Source organism: Cohnella algarum (assembly GCF_016937515.1).
Lineage (GTDB): Bacteria > Bacillota > Bacilli > Paenibacillales > Paenibacillaceae > Cohnella > Cohnella algarum.
In genome coordinates, this window is sequence record NZ_JAFHKM010000002.1 from 4,830,813 (window position 1) to 4,842,950 (window position 12,138).

General features: G+C 56.5%; 9 protein-coding genes and 1 pseudogene. 3 read left to right on the top strand and 7 right to left on the bottom strand.

Annotated elements, in window-relative coordinates; translation table 11 throughout:
- Positions 1-5 precede the first annotated feature (5 nt).
- A complete protein-coding gene (locus tag JW799_RS21770; protein ID WP_205431679.1) occupies positions 6-2,147 on the top strand; it encodes an MMPL family transporter in 2,142 nt (713 codons plus the stop codon).
- A 235-nt stretch (positions 2,148-2,382) separates the two neighbouring features.
- On the opposite strand, the gene JW799_RS21775 is transcribed toward JW799_RS21770, so the two are convergent.
- From JW799_RS21775 to JW799_RS21800, 6 genes and pseudogenes are all read right to left on the bottom strand, one after another.
- Positions 2,383-3,849 (bottom strand): serine hydrolase domain-containing protein, encoded by a 1,467-nt coding sequence (locus tag JW799_RS21775; protein ID WP_205431681.1) that lies wholly within the window; start codon positions 3,847-3,849, stop codon positions 2,383-2,385.
- Positions 3,833-5,179, bottom strand: a complete 1,347-nt coding sequence (locus JW799_RS21780; RefSeq protein ID WP_205431683.1) for an ABC transporter permease — start codon at positions 5,177-5,179, stop codon at positions 3,833-3,835. The genes JW799_RS21775 and JW799_RS21780 overlap by 17 nt, the downstream gene beginning before the upstream one ends.
- The gene (locus JW799_RS21785) at positions 5,154-5,930 is read right to left on the bottom strand and encodes an ABC transporter ATP-binding protein (RefSeq protein WP_205431684.1); all 777 of its coding nucleotides are present in this window, start codon (positions 5,928-5,930) and stop codon (positions 5,154-5,156) included. The genes JW799_RS21780 and JW799_RS21785 overlap by 26 nt, the downstream gene beginning before the upstream one ends.
- Before the next feature lie 89 nt (positions 5,931-6,019).
- Positions 6,020-7,099: a sensor histidine kinase gene (locus JW799_RS21790; protein WP_205431685.1), complete on the bottom strand. Its 1,080-nt coding sequence runs from the start codon at positions 7,097-7,099 to the stop codon at positions 6,020-6,022.
- Positions 7,096-7,811 (bottom strand): annotated as a pseudogene (locus JW799_RS21795) (winged helix-turn-helix domain-containing protein). The gene JW799_RS21790 and the pseudogene JW799_RS21795 overlap by 4 nt, the downstream one beginning before the upstream one ends.
- Positions 7,812-7,825: 14 nt before the next feature.
- Positions 7,826-8,758 carry an AraC family transcriptional regulator gene (locus JW799_RS21800; RefSeq protein ID WP_205431686.1) on the bottom strand — a complete coding sequence of 311 codons (933 nt, stop codon included), beginning with the start codon at positions 8,756-8,758 and terminating at the stop codon, positions 7,826-7,828.
- Positions 8,759-8,941: 183 nt separating this feature from the next.
- On the opposite strand from JW799_RS21800, the gene JW799_RS21805 reads away from it, so the two are divergent.
- Entirely contained in the window at positions 8,942-9,679 is a 738-nt protein-coding gene (locus JW799_RS21805; RefSeq protein ID WP_205431687.1) for an SDR family oxidoreductase, read from the top strand.
- A gap of 93 nt (positions 9,680-9,772) precedes the next feature.
- Positions 9,773-11,833, top strand: a complete 2,061-nt coding sequence (locus JW799_RS21810; RefSeq protein ID WP_205431688.1) for an AAA family ATPase — start codon at positions 9,773-9,775, stop codon at positions 11,831-11,833.
- Positions 11,834-11,888: 55 nt separating this feature from the next.
- Here the strand turns inward: JW799_RS21810 and JW799_RS21815 are convergent, their stop codons facing one another.
- Entirely contained in the window at positions 11,889-12,065 is a 177-nt protein-coding gene (locus JW799_RS21815; RefSeq protein WP_176220871.1) for a hypothetical protein, read from the bottom strand.
- Positions 12,066-12,138: the final 73 nt, after the last annotated feature.

Below are 12,138 nucleotides of genomic sequence, written 5' to 3' on the forward strand. Positions count from 1 at the left end.
TCATCATGGCAAAATTTTTGTACAAAATCGGAAAATGGTGCGTACGATTTCCCTTGGCCGTTATTCTCATTTGGGTATTGGCGTTAGGAGGAACGGTTGCGCTCGGAACCGCGCTGCAAGGTCCCATTAGCAACGACATGTCCATTCCGGGAACGAAAGCGCAGGAGGCGCTGGATTTACTGAACGAACAATTCCCTCAGGCGACGGGAGGAACGATTCGACTCATCTTCGCCGCCGAAAACGGAACGTTGGATGAGCCTGACAACCAGCTGACAATCCGGGACATGCTCGATGAACTCCGGAAGGATCCAGCTGTCCTGAACGCAAGCGATCCCTTCGAAACCGGAACCCTGAGTCCGGATAAAAGCATCGGCTACGCGGATATCATCTACAATGTTCCCGCATCGGATGTAAGCGAGGATTCCAAAGAGCATGTGCTGGAAACGATCGAATCGACCCGGGCGGCAGGCGTCCAGACGGAGCTCGGAGGAGACGTGGCCATGTCCGAGTTGGAGATTCTGGGAATTTCCGAAATCATCGGCATCGCGTTCGCCTTTATCGTGTTGATTATCACGTTCAAATCCTTCCTTGCAGCCGGGTTTCCCATCGTTACGGCCATCGTAGGCGTAGGCATCGGCATTATGAGCGTGTACTACAGCGCGAATTTCTTTTCGATTACGTCCACGGGCACCATTCTGGCCGTGATGCTGGGGATCGCGGTCGGCATCGACTACGCCTTGTTCATTATTTCGAGACACCGGCAACAGCTGGGCGATGGCACGGACGTGAAGGAATCGATCGCCATTGCCAACGCCACCGCCGGCAGCGCGGTTATTTTTGCGGGACTAACCGTTATTATCGCGCTTGCCGGACTTTCCATCGTCAACATTCCGTTTCTGACCGTGATGGGGCTTGCCGGAGCGTTTACCGTGCTGATCGCCGTCATCGTGGCCGTGACGCTGCTGCCGAGCCTGCTTGGTCTGGCCGGCGAAAAGCTGAAGCCGAAGGCGCCGAAATCGGCCGCCGGCCGCAAAACGGACAAAACGTCTTTTGCCTACAAATGGGGCCGATTCGCCGCCCGCTATCCCGTTCCCGTGATCGTCATCATTACTCTGTTGCTCGTTGTCGTCGCTCTTCCGGCCAGGCATATGGAACTCGGGCTGCCCGACAACGGTTCGAAACCGTTGGAGTCTACCGAGCGCAAAGGCTACGACCTGTTGTCCAAAGGCTTCGGTCCCGGCTTTAACGGCCCTCTGGTCGTCGTCGTGAAGGCAGGCGAAACGGGAGATATTCTCCAGGAAGCCGCCGCGGAAGCCGATAAAATCAAGCAGCTTCCGAACGTAGCCGTCGTGTCTCCGCCGATCCCTAACCAAACGGGCGATCTCGCCCTCCTGAGCGTCATACCGTTGACGGGCCCTAACGACAAGGAAACGAAGCAGCTCGTGCATAGCATTCGCGATCTGGACGACAAGCTGATGGTCACGGGAACGACCGCGATCAATATCGATATTTCCGAACGTTTGAACGAAGCGTTCCCGATCTTCGGAGCCGCCATCGTCGTCCTTGCCTTTATCTTGCTTACGCTCGTATTCCGGTCGATTCTCGTCCCCGTCAAGGCGATCCTCGGCTTCGGCCTTTCCATTATCGCATCGCTGGGCGCGGTCGTCTTTATTTTCCAGGATGGCCATTTGGCGGACATTTTCGACGTATCGAGCTCCGGCATTATTCTTTGCTTTCTTCCGATTCTGTTGACCGGCGTGCTCTTCGGGCTTGCGATGGACTACGAGGTGTTTCTGGTCAGCCGCATGCGCGAGGAATACACGCATAAAGGGAATGCGAAGAACGCGGTCGTGGACGGGATGGGATTGAGCGGCAGGGTCGTGACGGCTGCCGGGCTCATTATGATTTTCGTGTTCGGCAGCTTTATTTTCGTGGAGGATCCGATGATCAAAGTAATGGGCTTCTCCCTCACGGTAGGCGTCTTGATCGACGCGTTCCTCGTTCGAATGACGCTGGTTCCCGCGATCATGGCGCTTTTGGGACGCTCCGCCTGGTATTTGCCGAAGTGGCTGGACCGCATTCTTCCAAATGTCGATATCGAAGGCGAATCGATTATGAAGGAGTTGGACCCGGCGGCGAAAAGATAACGAGCGGACAGACCCGGAGCTGTTCATTCGCAGGACAAAATTGGTTGGAGACACGAATTTATTGGGTGAAGCCCCGGACAGACCCGGCATCCGAAATAACGGTCGCGGGAGACCGTTATTGGCGATATTTTCCGCGATGCAAGCAAATAACGGCCCCTGAAGGCCGTTATTCACAAAAATTCTCGAGGTGCGAGCAAGTAACGGCCCGGGAAGGCCGTTATTTGCAAAATTTAAGCTAAGCCGCCCGCTTCCGCAAAATCCCGGCGCGAACGATCGCGATCGCTTTTGCCAGCCCCGTAATCAGCAGCAGGATCGAAGCGTAGAAGAAGACGTGCGCCAGTCCGGGCAGAAACAGAAACGCCACTTCCCAGGACGCTTGATTCAGTTTCGGCACGACCATCAGGATCGCCAAAGGAACGAGCAGATGAAACAGCGCGATGCTGACGAATCGAAGCGCGATGCGCGGCTTCGTCGCTTTGAACCCGGTTCTCCATTTCCAGACGAGATAGGCGGAGCGGACGATGTAGGCGAGAACAAGCAACGCGGCAAAATCCGCGATGGCGTAGGTCAGGACATAATTGGGCAGGGCGGATGCCGAACGCTCTTGGCCGTTCAGGATTCCGTTGATTCCCGCCGCGATCCCGTCGTACGGAACAAGGAAATCGTTGGCGTTAATCAGCAGGATGAAGCCGTAATCTTCGGTCATGGCCATGAAGGAATACGTATTTTCCGTCATCCCGTCATGGAAAACGACGTTTTCGTTCACGACCCAGCCCATCGCATAGGAAGCGCCGCCACCCATGGAGGCCGAAGGCCGGTGCATCTGTTCGACGCCTTCCGCGGACAGGACGGACGCGTTGCGATAACGGCCTTCGTTCATTTGCGCGATCAAATAATGGGTCATATCTTCCGCGCTGGAAAGCAAATAACCGGAAGCGACCGTACCTTCGTGGGCAAGCTGCGGGGTCGAGGTCATGAAGCCGAATACGGGCTGGTGCCCGGCCGCAGGCCGATCGGCTGTCGCGTCGTCGATCGAGGCGTAGCTGCGGTTCATTTCCAAAGGTTGAAAAATGCGCTCGTTTATATACCGGTCAAATGGCATTCCGGAAACGGCTTGCACGATTCCGCCCAAAATATTGTAATTCAAGTTGGAGTATTGGAATCCCGATCCGACGGGCATGGAAGGGGATACGCTCGCCAGATCCCGAATATGCTCGTCGACGGACTTGTCGCCTTCTACGATGCCGAGCCGGCCGTCGTAAGTGGAAAGGCCGCTCGTTTGTTCGAGCAGGTGCTTGACGAGCAACGCTTCGGAAGCTGCCTCGTCCGCCAGCCGGAAATCCGGCAAATAGTCCCGAACCGGCGCTTCGAGATCGATCTTGCCTTCCTCGGCCAGCTGCATGACGGCCAGCGCCGTGAACGATTTGCTTGTCGAGCCGAGCACGAAAGGGGTTTGCGGAGTGACCGGGGTTCCTTCGGGGCCGGAAGTCCCGTAGCCTTTTACGTATACGGCGCGATCGCCTTTTACGATCCCGAGCGCCGCGCCGGGAATATGAAGCTTGTCCAAAGCGGATTCCATAAAAGCGTCGAGCTTCGCGGCGTCGATCGTCTCCGGAGGCGATTCCGCCCGGGCGATCGAAACCGGAGACGCGATGAGCGCGGCAAGCAAGAAGACGCTCAGCCATTTAAACCGTGTTTTCATGAGGTTCTCCTTCTCCGGGAACTATTTTTTTCATATAATTGCGGCAGGTTACGATAAAATACAGCGTCTGCAAGGCCAAATAAATGCCGATCACGACGAACGAATGCGCCCAGTAGGACGTTTGCAGGAGCCGGTCCAGCGCCTTCATCGCGACCAGCGAGTGGGCAATGCCGGCCAGGCAAGGAACGTAAAAAAGAAAAGCCGTCTCCGTTACGACGATTTTGCGAAGCTCGTTCTTCGTCATCCCGATTCTGCGCAGCGCCCGGAATTGCGCACGATCCTCGGGCAGCTCGGTGAAGAGCCGGAAATAGATCATGCTGCCGGAAGCGATAAAAAAGAGGAGACCGATAAACAGGCCGATAAACCGCATGAGCGCGGCTCTTTCTTTGAATGCGTCGTCCGGCGCGGCATAGCCCAGCATGTAAAACGCGCTCGAAACCGTCAAAATGACGGCGCTTAAGACGGACACGATAAACAGCATGCGCGCATTGTCCCGGACGGCATAGCCAAGCCTGGCGAGAACGATCAGGTTCGTGCCGCGGTAGCGGATGTTCGGACGATTTTGCAAGACGTTCAGCAGCCACAGGGTCCACTGCGTGAAAACCAAATACGTGCCCAGTAAAACCGTCAGAAGGATGGGGAGGACGAGAAAATCGAGATTGGCCGGGCGAAGGGCGAACGCCATGGCGTAGGCCAAGCTCAAGCAAACGATCGCGAGCGGAACGAGACGGGGCGAATAGACGAGCTCGTCCCTAGGGCGCCGCGAGGCTTGCAGCATGTCGACGATTTCCGTTTTTCCGACGCGCAGCGCCGTCCATGCCGTAATGGCCGAGAACAGGACGAAGAAGGCTCCGGCCGTCAGCCCGACCGCCAGCGGCGGAACGGCAAATGCGATCGAATCGGCCATGCCGAGCAGGGCGGCAAGAGACATAAAGAACAGCTTGCTGAACAAAATGCCGAGGAAGATGCCCGAGATCGTCGACAGTACGGCGATGACCGCGTTCTCATAGACGAGCAGCCGCCGAAGCTGCGAGCGGGTCATGCCGAACAGGGAAAAGAGTCCGAGCTCTTTTTGGCGGGTCCGCAGGAACGCCGAGCCCGAATAAAGCATGAACAAAAACGAGAAAAGGATAATCACGTACTCTCCGATTTCCATTCCTTGCCGGACCTTCGCCGCCGCCGGCCATTCGCCGCTTGCGACATCGGGATGAGCCAAAAAGGCGGCATACATATAAAAAATCGCGACGGAGAAGACGCTGCTCAGAAAAAAGGCGGCGTACGAGCGCCATTTCCCCAGTACGTTGTTAAAGGCGAGGGAGCGGAACGTCATCGAAAGTTCCTCCCAGCACGCTCAGCGCATCCAAAATTTGTTGAAAAAAAGCTTGCCGGTTGACGCCGCGCCGCAGCTCCGAGAACAGCCTGCCGTCCTTGATGAAGACGATTCGTCGGCAATAGCTGGCCGAAAACGGATCGTGCGTCACCATCAACACGGTGGCCCGCGATTCCTCGTTCAATTCGTTCAAGGCATCCATCACGTCCTTCGCCGCTTTGGAATCCAGACTGCCGGTCAGTTCGTCGGCCAAAATCAAGGAAGGCCCGTGAATCACCGCCCGCGCGATCGCCGCGCGCTGCTTCTGCCCGCCCGACACCTCGTACGTCCGTTTGTTCAAGAACGGACCGATCCGCAGCCGTTCCGCCAGCGGCTCGAGGCGCCGTTCGATCTCCTTCGGCTCGACTCCGTCCAATACGAGCGGAAGGACGATATTGTCCTTGATCGACAACGTATCGAGCAAATTAAAATCCTGGAACACGAAGCCGAGCTTGCGTCTTCGGAACAGCGCGAGCTCCTTGTCGTCAAGCTTGTCCGGATCGACTCCGGCGATTTCCACCCGGCCGGCGGTCGGACGGTCGATCGTGGCCAGCAAATTGAGCAGCGTCGTCTTTCCGCTCCCCGACGGCCCCATAATACCGACGAATTCGCCGTTTTCCACTTCCAGGTCGATGTCCTCCAACGCCCTGCAGGACACGTTTCCTTTTGAGCTGTACACTTTGCTCAAGCCTTGCGCGCTCAGCACTCTCATCGCTTCGATCCCCCCTCACGTTCGTAAGTATAAACCGCCGCAGCGCTTCGAACCCATCGATTTAGCTTTCAAAAAAGCTTACAAAATCGTCACCTGCCGCCGAGCAGGTGAATGCCGTCCGCCTCGAACGAAACGGTAATCGTCGTTCCCCGGCCGGGATCCGAAACCGCGAAGATCCCATGGCCTAACCGGTCGCACACCTGCTTGGCCAAATAAAGGCCCATTCCCGTCGAATCGCCCGAAGCCCGGCCGTTCTCTCCGGTGAAAAACGGATGGAAAATGCGCGGCAAATCGTGGGACGCGATTCCGATGCCTTCGTCGGTCACGCTCAGCTTGCTCCCGTCCCGGGCGTCGGATTGCAAGCGAAAAACGAGCTTTTTCGCACCCGGTTTGACTTTGCTGTATTTGACCGCATTGGTCACGAGCTGGGTCAGCACGAACGACAGCCACTTCCCGTCGGTCACCGCCCAAGCTTCTCCTTCGACGCTCGGAAAGATCGAATGGCGGATGAAAAGCCGTTTATGCTTGTTGATGACGCCGCGTACGACATCGTGCAGGGGCGTCTGTTCCAGGTGAAGATCGAGATCGAATTTTTCGAGGCGTGCGGTATGCAGCATCAGCTCGAGACCTTCCGCCATTTTTTCGGCTTCTTCCTTTACGCTCCCGGCAAATCTCCTGAACACGGCGTTTTCGGCAGGCATCTGCCGCAGCGCTTCCTGCGCCAGCATGTCGACGACCGAAACCGGCGTTTTCATGTGATGCACCCATTGCAGCGCGAAATGATGGTGCAGCTCTTGTTTGCGGCGATAGGCGCCGAGCTCGTTCACATACGCGCGGTGCTGCTCCTTCAATAACGCGGCCGCAACCCGCTGCTCCCTCGTTGCCGGCGAGCGCACGATCGCTCCGGCTTCCAGCTCGCCGGACCGTTCCAGGGCTTGTCCGATTTGCCTGTAGTAGGCGGCCTGCCGGAGATAATCGTAGACAAGCCAGACTCCGATGACAAAGAAGGAGAGTCCGGCGAAATAGGCGATCGTTCCATTGTCCGTAAAGCCCGGATAGCGGGCTTTTTCCAGCAGCATGAACCCCGCGCCGAGTCCGATTATGCAGAACGCGGCCAGCGCGAAAGGCAGGCGGTCGAGCAAGTAAGCCGCTAACATTCGCCTGTTCATCGCGGTTCACCTTCGCCAGCCTGTCCGATATCCATCCGGTAGCCTTCGCCGCGCACCGTTTCGATCGCCTTCGGCAAGCCGAGCTCCTCGAGCTTCCTGCGAAGCCTGGTCACGTTGACGGACAGCGTATTGTCGTCCACGAAGTGCACGTCGTCCCACAGCGCTTCCAGGAGCTGCTCGCGCGAGACGACCTGGCCGTGCTGCCGCATGAAGCATTCCGCCAGCAGCCGTTCGTTTTTCGTAAGGCGCGCTTTGCGTTCGCCGCGTACGAATTCATGGCGCGCAAGCAGCAGCCGGAGATCCCTTACCGTTACCTCCGACGAACTCGCGCCGTCCGCGGCGGCATACTCTCCGTAAGCTCTTCGAAGAATGCCTTTTACTTTGGCCATCATCAAATCCAACTGGATCGGTTTCGTTATGTAATCGTCCCCGCCATGCTCGATCGCCATGACCTGATCCATTTCTCCCGATCGCGCGGAAATGAACATGATCGGAACGCCCGAACGCTTGCGAATTTGCCTGCACCAGTAGTACCCGTCGAAAAAAGGCAGGTTGATGTCCAATAACACGAGATGGGGGAACAAGCCTCGAATTCCGGCAAAATGTCCCGAAATTGCGAGGCGCAAGCAGCCTCAAGTCCGTATTTCAACATGTTATCTTTCAAAATGTCGCGGATTCGATCGTCGTCTTCCACGATAAACACTCGATACATGTACGTTTTTCCCCCTATCTTATTCCTTCGAGAGAAGAGCCTGCGATCGAATCGCGAAGCTCCCGAACATCCAGCATGGGCGGCCTTCCGTACAGGCGGGCATATTCCCGGCTGAATTGGGACGGGCTCTCGTAGCCTACGCGGAAAGCCGCGTCGGAAGCCTGCATCGATTCCGTCAGCAGCAAGCGCCGGGCTTCTTGCAAGCGCACCGTTTTCTGGTATTGCAACGGGCTCATCGCCGTGACGCGCTTAAAATGTTTATGGAACGCCGACACGCTCATATTAACGGACCTTGCAAGTTCCTCGATCGCGAGCGGACGGTCGTATTGCCGGTTGATCGAACGGATCGCTTGCGCGATGCTGTTCGCGTGGCTGCCTTTGACCGCGAATTGGCGGAATAGCGCGCCTTGTTCGCCTTGAAGCACGCGATACAAAATTTCGCGGACGACGAGCGGGGACAGCACCGGAACGTCCTCGGGCGCGTCGAGCAGCCGCAAGAGCCGCACGATGGCTTCGAGCAATTCGGGAGACGTTCGGCTCACGGTGATGCCGCGGCCGATTTCCGGGGAAACGTGATCGGGGCGATTCATTTCTTTCACGATGTCCAGGATGACGTCGGCGTCGAAGCTCAGCTTCAGGCTTAAATAGGGGATCTCCGGCGACGCCTCGACGATGTTGCCGAAAATCGGCAATTCGACGGAGGTGACCAGGTAGGTCGACGGATCGTATCGGTAGGCTTCGTCGGCCAGCGCGGCCGTTTTGGCCCCTTGCGCCACGACGCAAATGGAAGGTTTGTAGACGGATTCCAGAGGCTCCGACGTCCGCGTGGCGTGCATCAGCGTCAAAGAAGGCAACGCCGTCTTATGCGTCCCGCTCGAGGGAGCATGCCGGCGGATCAAGAGCCCCAATTGCCTCAGGGCTTGTTCCATGCGCAGCGATTCGTCCATGTTTGCAAAATCCTTTCCGAAAAGGCGTGTAGTTTGCTTCTATATTAGCCTTGCGGAAGAGAATTAGGCAAGGATTGAACAGGTATGTTCTATCGGGTTGAAGTCTATATTCCCTATAATGAATGCACAGAGCCGCACAAAACCGGGAACCCGGTCGGCCGAAAAAACAAAGGAGAGAGAAACATGAGTTTAAACGGAAAAGTCGCTATCGTCACCGGAGCGTCGCGGGGCATCGGGCGGCAGGCAGCCGTCCAATTGGCGAAATCCGGCGCAAAGGTCGTCGTCAATTATTCCTCGAATGAAGGAAAAGCGGGTGAGACGGTAAAAACCATCGAACGATTCGGCGGCGTCGCGACGGCCATCCGCGCGGATGTGAGCAAAGTGAGCGAAGTCGAAGCGTTGTTCTCGGAAACGCTCGAGCGATTCGGACGTTTGGACATTCTGGTCAACAATGCCGGCATCATGGAATGCGCGGCTCTCGCGGACGTGACGGAGGAAACGTTCGACCGGCATTTCGCGATCAATGTGAAAGGGACTTATTTCGCTTGCCAACAAGCGATGAAGAGCATGTCGGAAGGCGGCACGATCCTCAATTTTTCGACTTCCGTATCGGGCGCGATGCTTCCGACGTACAGCGTCTACGCCGCCACGAAAGGCGCGGTCGAGCAGTTGACCCGTCAATTGGCGAAGGAATTCGGTCCCAAGGATATCACCATCAATTGCATCGCGCCGGGTCAAGTGTCGACCGAGCTGTTCCTGAACGGAAAATCGGAGGCGTTGATCGACTCGTACCGCCGAATGAATGCGTTCGGACGGCTGGGGGAACCGGAGGATATCGCGAACGCGATCGAGCTGCTGGTCAGCGACAAAGCGCGCTGGATAACGGGACAGACCATTCGCGTAAACGGCGGGTTTAATTGAACAGTCGAGCAACCGGTTCAACTAACAAGGATTTCCAGCCCCTGCGTCGAAGTTCATTAAAGGATTTGACGATGAAAAATTGGGGGCCGGATCATGGTTCGCATTCGGGATGTGATGATGAAGAACGAAGAGGAACGGTTCGTCGGACGCTCGCGCGAGCTGGCGCTCCTGCGCAAAGAACTAGCCGCCGACCATGAAAATTGGCGGCTTGTGCATTTGCACGGGCCGGGCGGCATCGGGAAGACCGGTCTGCTTCGAAGCTTTGCTAGGGAAACCGGCGAGGCGACCGTGTGGATTGGCGGCGAGGAGCAGCATGCTCCCCATGACTTTCTGAACCGATTGCGCATGCGGCTGATCGAAAAAGGGTGGGAGCTTCCCGTTTCCGAAACGGCCGACGATGGCGCCGCTCTTGCGGAGGTTCTGAACCGGGAAGCCGTTGCCCGGCAAGGCTTCGTTTTGATTTTGGATTCGTTCGAGGAATGCAAACCGATTGAAAAATGGCTGCGCGACTTCTGGCTTCCTCGGCTTTCCGTTCGCGTTCGCGTCTGCACGGCGGGAAGGTATCCGTTGGAAGGGGAATGGCTGCGGGCTCCGGGCTGGACCGGTCTCGTATACAACCTCAAGCTGGGACCGTTAAACCGCAGCGCGATTTATCGATATACCCGATCTCGCGGCATTCAGGATCATGAAACGCGCGATGCCATCGAGAGATTTTCCAAGGGAATTCCTTTGGCTCTGACGCTTGCCTGCGATGCCGTTTTGCGGAACGGGCCGGAAGTTCTTCGGGAAGGTTCCTTGCAGAGGCAAATGATCCAGTCCTTATGCACCGTCCTTTTGCAGGATCTGAAAAACTCGTTTGAAAAACAGTTGCTTGATGCGGCCTCCATTTTCTGGCGCTTCGATCAGGAGATGCTGGAAGAAGTAGCGGGACAGGAAATCCCGGACGAAGCCTTCCGCGAATTTACCGGTTTGCCGTTTGTCTCCTTATCGGACGAAGGGGGGTGGAGCGTCGTCGATGCCGTCAGGGATTGGATAAAAGCGGATTTGCGCAACCGCGCTCCGGAAACCTACGACCTGTATCGGCGAAAAGCTTTATTCTTCCTGCAGAGACGGCTTGCCGCGGCGCCGGCCGATCTAAAAAGACAACTGATGGTCGAACTGCTTTATTTGCACGATAACGAGCTTCTCCGCAATTACGGCTTTCGCGGCCAGGGGGAACGCTTTCAGGTGGAGGTGCGCGCGGCGGACGACACGGATTTGCCCGCAATGGGGAAGATGTATCGGGATTGGACCTCCACGATTCCGCCTTATTTGCCGGACGAGACGCATCAGGAAAGCTATTTTCGCGCGGTCTGGGAAGCGGAACCGTCGTCCTTTACGGTTTTTTGGGCGGACGGCCGGCTTGCGGCGTTTTACGCTCTGGTTCCGCTGAAACCGGAAACCCGATCGATTTTTCAAGAAAACCCTATCTTTCGCGCCTATCTTTCGCAATCGCCGCTGCAGGAAAAGGAATACCTGATCTGGTTGGGATGCACGCTTCCCGATTTCGACCCCTCCATCTTCGGCTATCTCCTGCGGTACCTGTTATTGAATCTGGCCGATAAATTGATTACGACTCTGACGCCGATCGCCTATTTTGCGGATATTTATGCTTCAATCGGTTTCCAGCGGCTGCCATGGGCGGATTCCCGTTATACGAACGGGACCCCCGTGCGCGCTTATCAACTCGACTTGCGGGAGAGGGAGCTATCGGATCCGCTGACCGAGCGGCTGTTTTCGGACAACCCGAAAGGTTCCGTTTCCGTACAGGAAATTTCAGTGTTGCTAAAAAAAGCGTTGAACGACTCTCAGGCTCTCGAACTCGAACCTCATCTCCTTCGCACGCTGCAGGGCTCGAACAAAATCAGGCAAATGGCCCTGACGGAAGGCTCGGTTGCCGCCGCAGTCCGCAAAGCACTGTCGGAAGGCCTGGAGCAAATGAGCAGGGGGACGGAGGAGGACCAACTTCTGGCGCAGGCTATCCGGCTCGCCTATATCCAAAAAATCGGCAAGCACGAAGTTGTAGCTGCCCGTCTCAGCCTTTCCCCAAGCACTTATTACCGTTATCTGAAAAAAGGCTTTGAGCGTTTAGCCCATGATTTGATAACCGAGTAAAGAGGGCCGTTCCCCGGATTGCGATATTTGCCTCCGGAACGGCCCTCTCTTGTTTTTACCTTAGAAACGCATGCCAATATGCGAATTCCAAGCACTCTCCCCAGCCCGAGCACTGGTAGTAAGTCGATGCCGTCTGGCGCGGCAACGCGCTGGCCGCCCCCGCCGTAACCGCGCTGAGCGCGATCGCGAGCGTAAACGCCGCGAGAAATTTACGGCCCCGGAAAAACTTCATTGGATCTCCCTCCTTTTGAAATCACGATAAGACAAAAGGACTCTCAACTTCAATTTCAAAATACTCTCGCGCC